The sequence below is a fragment of the Kitasatospora sp. NPDC056783 genome (genome assembly GCF_042789895.1).
Taxonomy (GTDB): Bacteria; Actinomycetota; Actinomycetes; order Streptomycetales; family Streptomycetaceae; genus Kitasatospora.
On the sequence record NZ_JBHUAF010000015.1, the window covers coordinates 18,914 to 36,276 of the forward strand.

Sequence of the window (17,363 nt, forward strand, 5' to 3'; positions counted from 1 at the left end):
GGACCGCCGCGCCCGCGAGGAACTCGCCACCCTCCGCGGGCGGTTCACCGGCCGCTTCGGCGTCAGGGTCGGCCCCGGCTGCCGGCTCGACCCCGCCGAACTGCGCCCGCGCGGCGGTGCGGGGCCGGACACCCTGGTGCTGGCCGAAGGCGCCCCCCATTGGGACGCGGCCGAACTGGCCGGTGAGTACCGCCTGCTGGTCGAGGTCACCGATCTCGCGCAGGCCCTCGCGGCGGTCCGCGCCGGGGCGCACGGACTGATCGCGCGCGGCAGCGAGAGCGGCGGCCCGGTCGGCGAGTTGAGCACCTTCGTACTGCTCCAGCAACTGCTGGCCGCACCCGGGATCGGGGTGCCGGTCTGGGCCTGCGGTGGCATCGGCCCGCACACCGCCGCGGCGGCGGTGGCCGGGGGAGCGGCCGGAGTGGTGCTGGACAGCCAGCTCGCGCTGCTCGACGAGTCGGCGGTCCCGCAGGAGATCGCGGCGGCCGTGCGCCGTATGGACGGGTCGGAGACGGTGGTGGCCGACGGGTGCCGGGTGCTGCCGCGGTCCTCCTCCGGAGGCTCGTTGGACCGGAATCTGATGGTCGGTCAGGACGGCTTCCTGGCATCGAGATTCGCCGAACGGTGGAGAACCGCCGGGGCGGCGGTCCGCGCGGTCCGGGACGCCGTGCTGGACGCGCTGCGGGCCGCGGCCGCGCCGGGTGCCGCGTCGGCGCTGCTCGGGACCGGTACGCCGATGGGCCGGACGCTGGGGACCGAACTGCCCGTGGTCCAGGGCCCGATGACGAGGGTCAGCGACCAGCCGGGGTTCGCGGCCGCGGTCGCCGAGGCGGGCGGCCTGCCGGTGGTGGCCCTCGCTCTGGCCGGCCCGGAGCAGACCCGCGACCTGCTGGGGACGACCGCCACTGCCCTCGACGGACGACCGTGGGGCGTAGGGGTGTTGGGCTTCGCCCCGGAGGAGGTGCGGAGCGCCCAGCTCGCCGAGGTGCTGGCGGCGCGGCCCACCCACGCGGTGATCGCGGGCGGGCGCCCGTCGCAGGCCCGGGTGCTGGAGGAGGCGGGTGTCCGGACCTTCCTGCACGTGCCCTCCCCGGGTCTGCTGAAACAGTTCCTGGAGGACGGGGCCCGCCGGTTCGTCCTGGAGGGCTCGGAGTGCGGCGGACACGTCGGGCCCCGGCACAGCTTCCCGCTGTGGGAGGCGCAGTTGGCGGTGGTGGAGGACTTCCTGGCCGCCGTGCGGGACAGCCCGCAGGTGGAGCTGCTGTTCGCGGGCGGCGTGCACGACGAGCGCTCGGCGGCCATGGTGGCGGCGCTGGCCGCACCGCTGGCCGGCCGGGGCGTGGCGGCGGGACTGCTGATGGGTACGGCGTACCTGTTCACCGAGGAAGCGGTGGCCCACGGCGCCGTCCAGCCGCAGTTCCAGCGGCAGGTGCTGGCGGCGCGCGGGACGGCGCTGCTGCAGACGGCTCCCGGGCACGCCACCCGCTGTGTCGCCAGCCCGTTCACGGCCGAGTTCGAGCGGACCCGGGAGCGGCTGCGGGCCGAGGGCGTGCCCGAGCGCGAGGTCTGGGAACGGCTGGAGCGGCTGAACGTCGGCCGGCTGCGGATCGCCAGCAAGGGCCTCGACCGGGTGGCCGGGGAACTCGCCGGGGTGGACGAGCGGGAACAGCTGGCCCGGGGCATGTTCATGGCCGGGCAGGTCGCCGTCCTGCGCTCGGCCACCACGACGCTGGCCGAGCTGCACGCCGCGGTCGGCACCGGCGCGGCCGGATTCCTGGCCGCGCGGGCCACCGACCTGGTGGAGCGGCTGGGCCTGGCGCCGGAGGCCGCGAGGGAGCCCGAGCCGGCTCCGCTCGACATCGCCGTGATCGGCATGGCCGGCATGTTCCCGGGCGCCCCCGACCTGCCCGCCTTCTGGGCGAACGTGGTCGGCGGGGTGGACGCGGTGACGGAGGTGCCGGCCGAGCGCTGGGACCCGGCGCTCTACCACTCGGCCGACGGCGGCCCCGGCAGCACGCCCTCCAAGTGGGGCGGCTTCCTGCCGCGGATCCCGTTCGACCCGCTGGCCTACGGCATCCCGCCGGCCGCGCTCGGCAGCATCGAGCCGGTGCAACTGCTCGCGCTGGAGGCGGCGCGGCGGGCGCTGCTGGACGCCGGGTACGACGGCGGGGGAGCGGAGGGCGGCCGGGACTTCGACCGTTCCCGCACCAGCGTGGTGTTCGGCGCGGAGGCGGGCAGCGACCTGTCGAACGCGGGTGTGCTGGGCGCGGTGCTCCCGGCCTACCTGGGCAAGGTGCCGGAGGCGATCGCCGAGCAGCTGCCGAAGCTCACCGAGGACTCCTTCCCCGGCATGCTCTCCAACGTCATCTCCGGCCGGATCGCCAACCGCCTGGACCTGGGCGGCGCCAACTTCACGGTGGACGCCGCCTGCGCCTCCTCGCTGGCGGCGCTGGACGTGGCCTGCAAGGAACTGGCCTCCGGGACGAGCGACCTGGCCCTGTGCGGTGGCGCCGACCTGCACAACGGGATCAACGACTTCCTGCTCTTCGCCGCGGTGCACGCGCTCTCGCCGACCGGCCGCTCCCGCCCGTTCGACGCGTCGGCGGACGGCATCGTGCTGGGCGAGGGGGTCGGCTGCCTGGTGCTGAAGCGGCTGGCGGACGCGGAGCGGGACGGCGACCGGGTGTACGCGGTGGTCCAGGGGGTCGGCAGCGCGAGCGACGGCCGGTCGCTCGGCCTGACGGCGCCCCGCCCCGAAGGGCAGCGGCTGGCGCTGGAGCGCGCGTACCGCAGCGCCGGCACCGGCCCGGCCCGGGTCGGGCTGGTCGAGGCACACGGCACCGGAACGGTGGTCGGCGACCGTACCGAACTCGCCGTACTGAGCGAGGTGTTCGCCGAGGACGGCGCCGCGCCCGGGAGTTGCGCGCTGGGGTCGGTCAAGTCGCAGATCGGGCACACCAAGTGCGCGGCCGGGCTGGCCGGCCTGATCAAGGCCTCGCTGGCACTGCACACCGGGATCAAGCCCCCCACCCTGCACCTGGAACGGCCGAACGCGGCCTGGGAGGCCGACGGCAGCCCGTTCGTGTTCCACGCCGAGGCCCGCCCGTGGGCCGCCGCACCGGCCGAACGGGTGGCCGGCGTCAGCGCGTTCGGCTTCGGCGGCACCAACTTCCACGCGGTGCTGCGCGGTTACGACGGACCGACGCCGGTGCACGGGCTCCAGGAGTGGCCGGCCGAACTGTTCACCTTCCGGGGCACCGACCGGGAGCGGGCGCTGCGCGAGGTCGCGGAGCTCCTGCGGTCGGCGGTGGCGGACGGCTCGCCCTGGCGGCTGCGCGACCTCGCGCTGGCCGCCTCCCGGCGGGCGGAGTCCGGGCGCGGCCCGGTCCAGGTCGCCGTGGTGGCCTCGGACGTCGCCGAACTGGTCCGGCTGCTGCGGGCCGCCGAGGCCGGAACGCCCGCCGACGGGCTGTACCTGGCGGAGGCGGCGGGAGAGCAGCCGGGCGAGGTGGCCTTCCTCTTCCCGGGGCAGGGCAGCCAGCGCCCGGGGATGTTCGCCGAGCTGTTCGCGGCCTTCCCCGGGGTGCAGCGCCACCTGCGGCTCGGCGCGGCCCACGCGGACGCGCTGTACCCGCCGCTGGCCTTCACCCCCGAGGCGCGGGAGGCCCAGCGCACCGCCGTGACGGACACCAGGGTGGCCCAGCCCGTGCTGGGCATGGCGGGCCTGGTGGCGTTCGAGCTGCTGGCCCTCGCCGGGGTGAGCCCGCAGCTCGCGGGCGGCCACAGCTACGGCGAGCTGGTCGCGCTCTGCGCGGCGGGCGCGCTGGCCGCCGAGGAGCTGCCCTCGCTCGGCGCCGATCGGGCGCGGGCCATCCTGGGCGCGGTCGGCGCGGGCGGCGACCCGGGCTCGATGGCCGCGGTGGCGGCCGGGGCCGAGCAGGTCGAGCGGGTGCTGGCGGCCGGCGGCCTCGCGGGCCGGGTGGTGGCGGCCAACCACAACGCTCCCCGGCAGACGGTGGTGTCCGGTGCGACGGCGGAGCTGGCCACCGCGATCGGGCTGCTGCGCGAAGCCGGGTACGACGTGAAGCGGCTGCCGGTCGCCTGCGCCTTCCACAGCCCGCTGGTGGCGGGCGCGGGCGAGCGCTTCGCGGAGGCGCTGGCGGCCCGGACGGTACGGGCGCCGGAGTTCCCGGTCTTCGCGAACCGGACGGCGGCCGCCTACCCGGCCGACCCGGCCGGGGTGCGGGCCGAGCTGGAGGCGCAGATCGGCGCACCGGTGCGCTTCGTGGCGCAGGTCGAGGCGATGTACGAGGCGGGCGCCCGGGTGTTCGTCGAGGCCGGCCCGGGGTCGGTGCTGACCCGGCTGGTGTCGGCGGTGCTCGGCGACCGGCCGCACCGGGCGGTGCCGCTCGAAGGCCGCCGGCGCGGTCTGCCCGGCTTCCTCGACGCGCTCGCCGCGCTCGCCGTCGCGGGCGTCCCGGTGCGGACCGACCGGCTGTTCCGAGGCCGGGACGCGGTGGACGCCGGCCGGGAGCGCACGCCGCGCCGGCCCGGCTGGACGGTGGACGGGCAGCTGGTACGCACCGCTGCCGGAGAACTGCTGCCCGGTGCGCTCGCACCGGCCCGACGTGTACCGGAGGCGCTGATGACAGCCCAGGCACCGAACCCGAACGGCGACGCGCTGGTCTCGGAGTTCCTGCGCAGCAGCCGGGAGCTGATCGCGGCCCAGCGCGACGTGCTGATGGCCCATCTCGGCGGCGGCGGTCAGGCGCCCGCCCCGCTGTCCCCGGCCGCCGCGCGGCCGCCGGTGCCGACGGCGGTACCGGTGCCCGAGCCGCCCGCCGCCCGGCCGGAGCCGGTGGCCGTAGCGCCGGTGACGGCCGTGCCGACTGCCCCGGCGGTGGCGGGTGCGGCCGCGCCGGTCGGCGAGGAGGACGTGCTGCGCGCGGTGGTCGAGGTGATCAGCGAACGCACCGGCTACCCGGCCGACATGATCGAGCCCGACCTGGACCTCGAAGCCGACCTCAGCATCGACTCCATCAAGCGCACCGAGATCATCGGCCGACTCGCCCGCCGCCTCGGCGACGCGCAGGGGCTCGGCGCCATCGGCGGGCTCGCCGACGAGCAGGTGGAGGAACTCTCCCGCGCCCGCACCGCCGCCGACATCACCACCTGGCTCACCACCCGGCTCGGCGCGCCCGCCATCGAGCCGGTCACCACCGGGCCGGTCACCGTCGAGCCGGTCACCGTCGAGCCGGTCACCGCACCGGGCGGTGCCGCTGCCGAGGCCGTCACCCCTGAGGCGCGCGTCCCCGACACCCGCGTCCCCGATGCCCGCACCCCCGATGCCCGCACCCCCGAGACCGAGTCGCCCGTCGCCGGCCACGAGCCGGTCCGGCTGGCCTTCGAAGCCGTACCGCTCGCCACACCGCTCGCCGTACCGGCCCGTACCGCCGAGGCACTGGCGGGCAAGCGCTTCGCCCTGCTGGGGGAGGACGGCCACGGCGTCGGCCCGGCCCTCGTCGCCCGGCTGACCGCCGCCGGCGCGCTGCTGCCGGCCGTACCCGCCGGAGGCGGACTCCCGGCGGCGGACGGCCCGTTGGACGGCATCGTGCTGCTGGACCCGCTCGCGGACCACGGAGCACCGGTACTGCCCGGCGGTGTGCCCGAGCTGAAGGCCGCGCTGGCCCTCGCCCCGAGATGGCTGGTCGCCGCCCGACCGGCCGTGCGGCCGGGCCCCGGCCGGGCGGACGGGCTGCGCGGGCTGTTCCGCACACTGGCCCGGGAGTACCCGGACAGCTCGGTGCGGCTGGTCGAACTCGATCCGGCGGACCCGGCGCGGGCCGCCGACCTGCTGCTCGCCGACCTGCTCGCCGACGACCGCGAGCCGGTGGTGCTGCACGGCCCGGCCGGACGCCAGGGCCTCGCACTGGTGGAGCGCGGCCTCGGGCTGCTCGGCAGCACGGGGGCCGGGCCGGCCGGCGACGGCGTGGCGGAGGCCGCCGCGCTGGGACTGGACCAGGAGGCCGTGGTGCTGCTGGTCGGCGGGGCGCGCGGGATCACCGCGCGGTTCGCGGCCACGCTCGCCTCGGCAGGCCGCTGCCGGCTGGAGCTGCTGGGCCGCACCGCGCCGCCCGAGGGCCCGGAGGACCCGGCGACGGCCGCCGCCCGCGACCGGTCCGCACTGCGGGCCGCGCTCGCCCGCCACGGCGTACCGCTGCCCGAGGTCGACGCCGCCGCCTCCCGGCTGCTGGCCGGGCGCGAGGTCGCGGCGACCCTCGACGAACTGTCCGCGCTCGGCTCGCAGGCCCGCTACCGCGCGGTGGACGCGGCCGACCCGGCGGCCCTGCGCCAGGCGGTCAAGGAGGTGTACGCCGAGTACGGCCGGCTGGACGGCGTGGTCTACGCGGCGGGCGTGGTCGAGGACAAGCTACTCGCCGAGAAGGATCCGGAGTCCTTCCGGCGGGTGTTCGCCACCAAGGCGGACGGCGCCCGGGCGCTGCTGGACGCGCTCGCCGAACTGCCCGCCGGGCCGGGGTTCACGGTGCTCTTCGGCAGCATCGCGGCCGCGCTGGGCAACCGGGGCCAGGCCGACTACGCGGCGGCCAACGACGCGCTGGAGGAGCTGGGTGCCCGCTGGTCGGACCGCACCGGACGCCGGGCGCTGACGGTGCACTGGGGTCCTTGGGCGCCGGACGGCGCACACGGCGGCATGGTGTCCGAGGAACTGGCCCGGGACTACGCCCGGCGCGGTGTGAAGCTGATCGAACCGGACGCGGGCACGCTGGCGCTGCTGCGCGAACTCGCCTGGGGCGAGCGGTCGGTGCGGGCCGTGGTCTACACCGCCTCGGGCTGGTGAGCGTCCCGATGCGGCGGGCAGCCACCCCGGTGGCCGTGGTGGGCATGGCGGTACTGCTGCCGGGAGCCCCCGACCTGGCGGCCTACTGGCGGAACCTGGTCGACGGGGTCGACGCCGTCACCGACGTCCCGGCCGGGCGCTGGGACGCGGACTACTACGACCCGGGCGGCGCCACCGGGCCGGCCGCGCCGGACCGGCTCTACTGCCGGCGCGGCGGCTTCGTGGACGGGCTGGCCGAGGTGCAGCCGACCCGGTTCGGCCTGATGCCGAGCTCGGTCGTGGCCACCGAGCCCGACCAGCTGATCGCGCTCCAGGTGGCCGCCGCCGCCATCGCCGACGCGGGCGGCCCGGAGCGGCTGCCGGACCGCGACCGGATCGGGGTGGTGCTCGGCCGGGGCGGGTACCTGACGCCTGGCCTGGTCCGGCTCGACCAGCGGGTGCGCAGCGCGCACCAGGTGGTCCGCACCCTCGCCGAGCTGCTACCGGATCTGACGGAAAGTCAACTGGAGAAGGTGCGGGCCGCGTTCACCGACCGGCTCGGTCCGGATCAGCCCGAGTCGGCGATCGGCCTGGTGCCCAACCTGGCCGCCTCCCGGCTGGCCAACCGGCTCGACCTGCGCGGTCCCGCCTACACGGTGGACGCCGCCTGCGCTTCCTCGCTGGTCGCCGTCGACCAGGCGGTCGGCGAACTGGCCACCGGGCGCTGCGACCTGGTGCTGGCGGGCGGGGTGCACCACTGCCACGACGTCACGCTGTGGAGCGTGTTCGCGCAGCTGCGGGCGCTCTCGCCGAGCCAGCGGATCCGCCCGTTCCACCGGGGCGCCGACGGCCTGCTGGTCGGCGAGGGCACCGGTGTGGTGGCGCTCAAACGGCTCGCCGACGCCGAGCGGGACGGCGACCGGGTGTACGCGGTGATCCGGGGCACCGGAGTGGCGAGCGACGGCCGGACGGCGGGCCTGGCCAGCCCCGACCCGGGTGGCCAGGCCCGCGCCGTCCGGGCGGCCTGGCAGGCGGCCGGGCTCGACCCGGCGGCGCCCGGCGCGCTCGGGCTGCTGGAGGCCCACGGCACCGCCACCCCGGCCGGTGACGCCGCCGAACTCGCCACCCTGGCGGAGGTGTTCGGACCTCCGGACGGAGCGGAGCGGGCCGTGCTCGGCTCGGTGAAGTCCATGATCGGCCACACCATGCCGGCCGCCGGCGTGGCCGGCCTGGTCAAGGCGGCGCTGGCCGTGCACCACGGCGTGCTGCTGCCCACCCTGCACTGCGAGGACCCGCACCCGGCGCTGGCCGGCACCAGGTTCCGCACCATCGCGGCCGCGCGGCCCTGGGAGACCGGCCCCACCGGGCCGCCACGCCGGGCCGGGGTGAACGCCTTCGGCTTCGGCGGCATCAACGCCCACGTGGTGCTGGAGCAGGCCCCGGGCCCCGCCCGGGCCGCCCGCCGCGCCTCCCTGTCCGTCGCCGAACCCGAGCGCGTGCTGCGACTGGCCGCCGACGGGCCCGAACGGCTCGCCGACCAGCTGGCGGCCGACGACTCGGCGCTGCTGGCCGCCGCGGCGGCGGAGCCGGGGGCCGGCGCGCCGAGCTTCCGGCTGGCGATCGCCGACCCGACGCCGAAGCGGCTGGCGCTGGCCCGCCGGGCGGCGGCCCGGGGGCGGGCCTGGCGCGGGCGCGGCGACGTGTGGTTCACGCCGGAGCCGCTGCTGGCGTCCGGCGGCCGGATCGCGTTCCTCTTCCCCGGCCTGGAGGGCGAGTTCACCCCCCGGGTGGACGACGTCGCCGACCACTTCGGCCTGCCCCGCCCGCTCGTGGCGGACGCCGCTCCGGTCGGCGACGTCGCGCGGCACGGCGTCGGCGTGGTCACCGTCGGGCGGCTGCTCGACACCGCGCTGCGCCGGATCGGCGTCCGGCCGGACGCCGTGGCCGGGCACAGCGTCGGCGAGTGGACCGCCATGATCGCGGGCGGCCTGTACTCCGGCACCTCGGTGGACAGCTTCCTGGAGGCCTTCGACCCGGACTCGCTGCGCGTCCCCGGGCTGGCCTTCGCCGCGCTCGGTGCCTCCGCCGACCGGGTGCTCGAAGCACTGGCGACGGTCGACGGCATGTCCGAGGTGGTCCTCTCGCACGACAACGCGCCGCAGCAGTCGATCGTCTGCGGTCCCCAGCAGCCGGTCACCGAGCTGGTGCACTGGTTCCGCGCACGCGGCGTCCTCGGCCAGGTACTGCCGTTCCGGTCCGGCTTCCACACCCCGATGCTGGCCCCCTACCTCGATCCGATCCGGGAGGCCGCCGACCTGTTCGAGCTGCACCGGCCCACCGTGCCGGTCTGGTCCGGGACGACCGCCTCGCCCTTCCCGCCGACCGAGGCGGCCGTCCGCGCGCTGTTCCTGCGCCACCTGCTGGAGCCGGTACGGTTCCGGCCGTTGATCGAGGCGATGTACGCGGCCGGGTTCCGGGCGTTCGTCCAGGCGGGGACCGGGCAGCTGGCCTCGCTGGTGGGGGACACCCTGGGCGAGCGGGCGCACCTGGCGGTCGCGGCCAACTCCCCGCACCGCGACGGGCTGGCGCAGCTGCGCCGGGTGGCGGCCGCGCTCTGGGTGGACGGCGCCGAACCGGACGCGGCCGCCCTGCGGCCCGCCGCCGTCCGGGCCGCGGAGGTCCGGGCCGCCGCCGTCCGGGCCGCTGAGGTCCAGCGGCCCCACCCGGCGGTGCCGTTGGACCTCGGCGGCGCGCTCGTCTCGCTGGACCCGGCCGTACTCGGCGCGCTCCGCGCCGACCTGGCGTCCGCCCGTCGGACCGGGCCCGACCTCGCCTCGCTCGCCGACCGCTCGCCGGTCGCCGCCGAACTGGACGCACTGCTGCGCGAGACCGGACGGGCGGCAGCCGAACTGATCGGCGCGGGGCGGCAGTCGGTCGTGCCCGCCGCGCCCATCGCACCCGCCGCGCCCGTCGTGCCGGTCGCACCCGTCGCACCCGATGGACCCGCCGCACCTGCCGCGCCCCGCCGGGAACTCGTCAGCAGACTCCGCGTCTCGCTCGACACCATGCCCTACCTGCTCGACCACTGCTTCTTCCGCCAGCGCCCCGGCTGGCCCGACCCGCTGGACCGCTGGCCCGTCGTCCCGGCCACCACCATCGTGCAGCACCTGACGGACGCCGCCGAGCGGGCGGCCCCCGGCCGACTGGCCGCCGGAGTGAGCGAGTTGCGCTTCGGGCAGTGGGTGCCGGCCGGGACCCCGCTGGACGTCGACATCACCCTGGAGCACGCCGGCCCCGGCCTCCTCGCCGCCTCCTTCGGCGGATTCGCGCGGGGGGTAGTCGAACTGACCGACCGTCACGCACCGCCGCCCGCCCCCTGGCCGGTCGACCCCTCGGCCGAGCGGGCGCCGGAGCTGACCGCCGCCGGGCTGTACGACCAGCGCTGGATGTTCCACGGTCCCGCGTTCCAGGGCCTCACCGAGCTGACCGCCCTCGGGCAGTCGCACGTACGCGGCGTGATCACCGCACCGGCCGCGCCGGGCGCGCTGCTGGACAACGTCGGCCAGCTGCTCGGCTACTGGATCATGGCGACCCACACCGAGCGGACGGTGGTCTTCCCGGTCGGCATCGGGCGGTTGCGCTTCTACGGGCCACCGCCGCGACCGGGCACCGAGCTGCAGTGCCACATCCGGATCACCGGCCTCACCGACACCGTCCTGGAAGCCGACGCGCAGCTGCTGTCCGGCGGCGCCGTCTGGGCGGAGGCCCACGGCTGGCAGGACCGCCGCTTCGACAGCCACCCCGAGACCAGGCCCGTCGACCGGTTCGTCGAGCGCAACACCCTCTCCACCCCGCAGCCCGGCGGTTGGGTGCTGCTGCACGAGCGCTGGCCCGACCTCGCCTCCCGCGACCTGATCATGCGCAACCACCTCGGCACCGCCGAGCGGGCCCGGTACGAGCGGCAGCCGCCGCGCGGCCGCCGGGCCTGGCTGCTCGGCCGGATCGCGGTCAAGGACGCGGTGCGGCGCCTGCTCTGGCAGCAGGGCGATGCCACGGTCTTCCCGGCCGAGATCGAGGTGCTCAACGAGGACTCCGGCCGCCCCCGGGTGGCCGGACTGCACGGCCGGACGCTACCGGAGCTGGAGGTCTCGCTCGCCCACCGGGCCGAGGCGGCCGTCGCACTGGTCCGGCCGCGCCGACCCGGCGGCGGGCCCGGGGCGGGCATCGACCTGGAAGAGGTCGTGGAGCGTCCGGCGGAGACCCTGCGGGTCGCCCTCGGCCCGGCGGAGCTGGCACTCCTGGCGGAGTGCCGACGGGTCCACGGCGGCTCCGAGGCGCTCTGGTTCAGCCGGTTCTGGGCGGCCAAGGAGGCGGTGGCCAAGAGCGAGGGCACCGGCCTGCGGGGCCGGCCGCGCGACTTCGCCGTGGTCGCGGCCGAACCGTCCGCGCTGACGGTGGTGACCGCCGGGCCGGCCGGACCGCGCACCCACCGGCTGCGGTGCACCGGCGTCGACAGCCCGCCCGGCCTGCCGGAGCGCAGCTACGTCGTCGCCTGGACCCGCGCCGACGACGGCCCCGACAGCGACCACATCGAAAGCGACGAGAGGACGACAGTCAAGTGACCGCCAGCGAGCAGACCGTGGACCTGCGACCGCCCACCGAGCAGGAGGTCCTCACCGAGATCACCGCCATGCTGGCCGCCGTGCTGGAGGAGTACGGCCTCGACGACGCCGAGGTCACCATGGAAACCCGGTTCACCGAGGACCTGGAACTGGAGAGCATCGACCTGGTCACACTGGCCGGGCAGCTCCAGGAACGCTGGGGCGACCGGATCAACTTCGCCGAGTTCCTCGCGGGCATGGAACTCGACGAGATCATCGGCCTGACGGTCGGCCGACTGGTCCGCCACGTGGTGGACCGCCTGCGGACCGCCGGGCGGGGCTGAGATGGTCTTCCTGGACCTCGGCGGGCTCCGCTGCCACGTGCAGCGGCTCGGCCCGCAGGACGGCCGGCCGGCCGCCGCGACCGTCGTCCTGCTGCACGGGCTGCTCACCGACAGCCTCGCCAGCTACTACTTCACCCTCGCCCCCGAGCTGGCCGCCGCCGGGCTGGACGTGCTGATGTACGACCACCGCGGCCACGGCCGCACCGCCCGGCCGCCGACCGGCTACCGCCTGGAGCACTTCGTCGACGACCTGGAGGCGCTGCTGGACCGGCTGGACGTGACCGGCCCGGTCCACCTGGTCGGCAACTCCTTCGGCGGCACGGTGGCGTTCGGCCTCGCCACCCGGCGCCCGGCGCAGGTCGCGGGCATCCTGGCGATCGAGTCCGAACCGGCCTCACGCGCCTGGTCGGTGAAGCTGGACGGCATCCTGCGGCGGGCCGAACGCCACCTGGTGGAGGAGGAGGCGCTGGCCTGGGTCGCCCGGCACCGGGGTTCGCACACGGCCAGGCTGGCCCGCTCGGCCGGCGCCCTGCTGGCCGCCACCTCGCTGGCTCGGGACGTCCCCGCCAGCCGGCTGCCCACCGAGGCCGAGCTGCGCGCGATCCGCTGCCCGGTGCTGGCCGTCTACGGGACGGAGTCCGACCTCGCACCCCAGGCCGCCTGGCTGGACGGGCTGCTGACGGACTGCCGGAGCACCTTCGTCCCCGGCCAGGAGCACTCCGTCCTGGTCGAGGCCCCCGGGACCGTCCGCGAACTCACGCTGTCCTGGCTGCGCGAGCACGGCGCCCGGCTGCGCGAGGCCGTTCCACGGCGCGAAGCCGTTCCACGGCGCGAGGCCGTTCCACGGCGCGAGGTCGAGTGGAGCGTCCGGTGAGCGGATACCTGTTCGTCGTCCCGCCCCTGGTCGGCCACATCAACCCGGCCGTGGGCGTCGCCGCCGAACTGGCCGCGCGCGGCCACCCGACCGCCTGGGCCGGCCTGCCTGAGGTGCTCGGCCCGCTCGCGGGGCCGGAGGCGGTGGTCTTCCCCTGCGGCGTACCCGAGTTCGGCCCCGGCGGCACGGCGCAGCGGCCGCCGGAGCTGCGCGGCCCGGCGGCACTGAAGTTCCTCTGGGAGGACTTCCTGGTCCCGCTCGCCGAGGCGATGGCCCCCGGCGTGGCGGCGGCGGTGCGGCGGTTCCGGCCGGACGTGCTGGTGGTGGACCAGCAGGCGGTGGCCGGTGCGCTGGTGGCCGAGCGGCTCGGCCTGCCGTGGGCCACCAGCGCGACCACGTCGGCGGAGTTCACCGGAGCGCTGGACGGCATGCCGCTGGTGGACGCCTGGATCTCCGGCCTGCTGGCCGGCCTGCGGGGGCGGATCGGCGACCCGGAGCGCACCGGCGACCCCCGCTTCTCCCCGCACCTGACCCTCGCCTTCACCACCCCCGAGCTGACCGGGTCGGTCGTCGCCGCGACCGGACCGATCCGCTGCGTCGGCCCGGCCCTGGCGGCCCGCCGCGCGGGGCCGGCCTTCCCGTGGCAGTGGCTGGACCCGGACCGCGAGACGGTGCTGGTCACCCTCGGCACCGCCAACACCGACCTCGGAAAGGCTTTTCTGGCGGCCTGCCAGGAGGCGCTGCGCGCCCGCGCCGGGCGGCTGCAGGCCGTGATCGTCGACCCCGGCGCGGTCCTGGGCGCCCCGGCGCCGGACCCGGACATCCTGGTCCTGCCCTCGGTGCCGCAGCTGGAGCTGCTGGAGCGCGCCGTCGCCGTGGTCTGCCACGCCGGGCACAACACGGTCTGTGAGGCCCTCTGGCACGGCGTTCCGCTGGTGGTCGCCCCGATCCGCGACGACCAGCCGGTGGTGGCCGGGCAGGTGGTGGCGGCCGGGGCGGGAGTCCGGGTGCGGTTCGGCCGCACCAGCGCGGCCCGGCTCGGCGAGGCCGTGGACGCCGTCCTCGACGAACCGGCCCATCGGGCCGCCGCACGCCGGGTCGGAGCCTCCTTCCGCGCGGCCGGCGGCGCCGCCCGGGCCGCCGACCACCTCGAAGCCCTGTCCGACAGGAGGGTCCCGTGACCACCACCGAACCAGCCCCGGACACGGCCGGCAAGACGGCGCTCCGCGCCCGCCGGGTCGCCGCCCTCAGGCCTGCCTACCGGGCAGAACTGGCCGACGGCACCGAGCGGTTCTTCGAACCGCGGCGCGCCGACTGCCCGTGGTGCGGCTCCGGCCGGCTGCGGGTCCGGCTGCGCACCACCGACCTGTTGCAGCACAAGCCGGGCCGGTTTGTCCTGGACGAGTGCCAGGACTGCGCGCACGTCTTCCAGAACCCCCGACTGACCAGCGAGGGACTGGAGTTCTACTACCGCGACTTCTACGACGGCCTGGGCGAGCAGCGGCTCGGCGGGGTCTTCGGCACCCGCACCGCGGCCTACCGCGACCGCGCCCGCTCGGTGGCCCCCTTCACCGCCGCGCCCGGCAGCTGGCTCGACGTCGGCACCGGGCACGGACACTTCTGCGAGACCGCCCGCGAGGTCTTCCCCGACACCGCCTTCGACGGCCTGGACCTCAGCGAGGGCGCCGAACTCGCGGAGCGGAACGGCCGGTTGGCGCACGGCTTCCGGGGCTCCCTGCCCGATCTCGCACCCGGGCTGGCCGACCGGTACGAGGTGGTGAGCATGTTCCACTACCTGGAGCACAGCACCGACCCGGTCCGCGAGCTGACCGCCGCCCGCCAGGTGCTGCGCCCCGGCGGGCTGCTGCTGATCGAGGTCCCGGACCCGCGGAGCCGCTACGCCCGCCTGCTGGGCCGCTGGTGGCTGCCCTGGCTCCAGCCGCAGCACCTGAACCTGATGCCGGCCGCCAACCTGCGCCGCCGGCTCGGCGAACTCGGCTTCACCGTCGTCCTGGAGCAGCACGGCGAACCGCACGACCCGGTGGACCTGCTGGCCGCCTGCTGGCTGCTGCTGGACGCGGTCGCGCCGCACGAGGACGCGCCCTGGCTGCCGGGCGACCCGCCGGGACGGCTGCGGCGGGCCCTGCGCGGGGCGGTGTTCCTGGCCGGCGCACCCGTCCTGCTGCTCGCGGCGCTGCTCGACCGACTGGCCGCCCGGTCCGCCGGCCGCACCGGCCTGTCGAACGCCTACCGGCTGCTGGCCCGCCGGGAATGATCAGGGGGAGCCTCCGTCAGCCCCTCGAAGCCCCGGCCGTCGCGGCGCGGGTCAGCGCGGCGCGGGTCAGCGCGGTTCGGAGCAGTGCGGTTCGGAGCGGTGCGCGCCAGAAATGCCAGAAGTGGAAGCCGGCCGCGCCGACCCACATGAAATGGCGCGTGCGCTCCAGCGTGAGCGGCTCGTCCTCGGGGCCGACGAGGGACAGTGGCGATGTCGGGCCCGCCCACCATGGCGTGGTGGGCGGGCCGAGACCTCTGCGCTGATCGACGCAACGTCGTTCAGGGCTGGGAGAGTTGGGGGAGGTAGGAGACGGCGGTGGGGCGGTCCGCTCGACGTAGGCGCTGGTGCAGGTGTCCGCGAGTTTCCGACTTCCCGTCAGGGGATCGATCCTCCAGCGGAACGACGCCCGGCCCGGGCGGCAGGGGCCTCCTGTGAGTATCATGACGGCTTCGGTTTCGGTTCGGGCGGTGGTGGGTTCGCGTGTCTCGGACACGCATGCCAACGAGGGCAAGGTGTCGCACCTCCGTCTCCGCTGAGATCACTCCCTGGAAACGTCCCGACCCGGGCCCGTGGCTGACCGAGCGGTCGGTCACGAGGGATCGCTCGAACGGTGCCTCACCCTGGTTTGGGGGTGTCGCACTGCGACCGCTGTGGTGACCGGTTCTACCGGCGGTCACCCTCGGCACGCTGCGCGACGACCGCCGCGCCTGGCGCACTGAACAAGCCCGCGCCCACGCTGGCCTGCCCGACATCGACCTGAGCATGACCCTCGTCATCGATCACTGGGCCGACCACGGCTCGGGCTACAGCCCCGGCGCGGAACTCGTCGCCCCCGCTGTCTGGCACCGCAGAGCGCCGGAACGGCAGTCACCGCAGAGGGCGGCCCCTTATGTGTGCTCTGCTCCCCGGACCGGGCATGAGCGAAGACCTGCTGACAGTTCCCCAGGTCATGGCCCGCCTCCAGCTCGGCCGCTCCGCCGTCTACGACCTGCTCCGCACCCGGCAGCTCGCCTCCATCACCCTCGGCCGCGCCCGACGCATCCCCACCCACGCCCTCACCGACTTCATCCGCGCCCGACTCGAACAGGACGCCGCCTGATGACCACACCCCGCGACACCCCCGCCTCCCGTCGCGTCCGTGCCAACGGCGACGGCACCGTCTACCAGCGCAAGGACGGCCGCTGGGAAGCCGCCGGATACGTCCTCGCCCCCGGCGACACCCGCAAACGAGTCCGCGTCTACGGCATCACCCGCAAGGAAGCCCTCGCCAAGCTCACCGAGAAGATCGCCACCAGCAACCGCGGCGTCCCCGTACCCACCGCACAGGGCAGCCTGGCCGCCTACCTGACGTACTGGCTGGAGAACGTCGCCGTCCACCAGCTCCGAGAGACCACCCACACCCGCTACACCGCCTGCGTCGCCCACTACCTCATCCCCGGCCTGGGCAAGAAGAAGCTCGCCAAGCTCGCCGCGAAGGACGTGCGCACCTGGCTGAACGGGCTGCGGACCATCTGCCAGTGCTGCGCTCGCGGCATCGACGCCCGGCGCAGGCCCGACGCACAGCCCGACCGCCGACCGCGCTGCTGCGCCATCGGGAGGTGCTGCCGCAAGTACCTCTCCCCGCTGACGCTCTCCTACATCCACTCCGTCCTCAAGTCCGCGCTGGAGCACGCTGTCCGTGAGGAGGAGATCCCCCGTAATGTCGCCCGCAACGTCCGCACCGGTACTCCGCGCCCCCGCCGCTTCGACCCCCTCACCGCCGACGAAGCCCGGCACTTCCTCACGGCCGCCCACGGCCACCGCTTCCAGGCTCTGTTTGAGCTCGCCCTTCGCACCGGTCTCCGCAAGGGCGAACTTCTCGGCCTGCACTGGGAAGACCTCGACCTCGACGCCGGCACCGCCAGCATCCGCCGCACCCTCCAACGCACACGCACCCGCGGCCTCACCACCCTGCCCACCAAGACCATCAGCTCCGAACGTCGCATTGCCCTCCCTGGCTCCTGCGTCGCCTCGCTGCGCGAGCACCGCGACCGGCAGACCCAGGAGAAGCAACAGGCCGGTGCGGAGTGGGTGGACAACAACCTCGTCTTCACCCGCCCGGACGGCCATCCCATCGAACCTGCCACCCTCAGCCGCTACTTCAACGCCTTGCTCCGCCACTCCCGTCTGCGGACGATCCGGTTCCACGACCTGCGGCACTCGACCGCGACCCTGCTCCTCGAACAGGGCGTCGAACTCGTGGTCATCAAGGAGCTGTTGGGTCACGCCCACATCGGCGTGACCGCGACGGTGTATGCCCACGTCCGGCTCCGTCTCCAGCGCGACGCCATCGACCTCCTCAGCATCACCCTCGACCGCCCTGCCCACGACAAGTCGACCCGCAACAACGGCGACGACCCGACACTGTGTGGAGCCCCCGTCCCCTGACGTT

At 75.9% G+C, this 17,363-nt stretch carries 8 protein-coding genes; all 8 read left to right on the top strand.

Annotation, left to right across the window (positions count from 1 at the left end; all coding sequences use genetic code 11):
• Window positions 1–6,859: SDR family NAD(P)-dependent oxidoreductase (locus tag ACFRMQ_RS04595; RefSeq protein WP_380726863.1), on the top strand; the 6,859-nt coding region annotated here is incomplete at its 5' end.
• An 8-nt stretch (window positions 6,860–6,867) separates the two neighbouring features.
• The gene (locus tag ACFRMQ_RS04600; protein ID WP_380726883.1) at window positions 6,868–11,460 is read left to right on the top strand and encodes a beta-ketoacyl synthase N-terminal-like domain-containing protein; all 4,593 of its coding nucleotides are present in this window, start codon (window positions 6,868–6,870) and stop codon (window positions 11,458–11,460) included.
• 68 nt (window positions 11,461–11,528) lie between these two features.
• Window positions 11,529–11,783, top strand: a complete 255-nt coding sequence (locus tag ACFRMQ_RS04605) for a phosphopantetheine-binding protein (protein ID WP_380726885.1) — start codon at window positions 11,529–11,531, stop codon at window positions 11,781–11,783.
• A gap of 1 nt (window position 11,784) precedes the next feature.
• Entirely contained in the window at window positions 11,785–12,657 is an 873-nt protein-coding gene (locus tag ACFRMQ_RS04610) for an alpha/beta fold hydrolase (protein WP_380726865.1), read from the top strand.
• On the top strand, window positions 12,654–13,838 hold the full coding sequence (locus tag ACFRMQ_RS04615) for a glycosyltransferase (RefSeq protein WP_380726867.1): 1,185 nt from the start codon (window positions 12,654–12,656) through the stop codon (window positions 13,836–13,838). The genes ACFRMQ_RS04610 and ACFRMQ_RS04615 overlap by 4 nt, the downstream gene beginning before the upstream one ends.
• Window positions 13,835–14,932, top strand: a complete 1,098-nt coding sequence (locus ACFRMQ_RS04620; protein ID WP_380726869.1) for a class I SAM-dependent methyltransferase — start codon at window positions 13,835–13,837, stop codon at window positions 14,930–14,932. Before ACFRMQ_RS04615 ends, ACFRMQ_RS04620 begins: the two co-directional genes overlap by 4 nt.
• Window positions 14,933–15,848: 916 nt before the next feature.
• Complete coding sequence (locus ACFRMQ_RS04625; protein WP_380726871.1) at window positions 15,849–16,031, top strand: helix-turn-helix domain-containing protein; 183 nt, start codon at window positions 15,849–15,851, stop codon at window positions 16,029–16,031.
• Window positions 16,031–17,359, top strand: a complete 1,329-nt coding sequence (locus ACFRMQ_RS04630) for a tyrosine-type recombinase/integrase (protein WP_380726873.1) — start codon at window positions 16,031–16,033, stop codon at window positions 17,357–17,359. The genes ACFRMQ_RS04625 and ACFRMQ_RS04630 overlap by 1 nt, the downstream gene beginning before the upstream one ends.
• The last annotated feature ends 4 nt before the right edge of the window (window positions 17,360–17,363 follow it).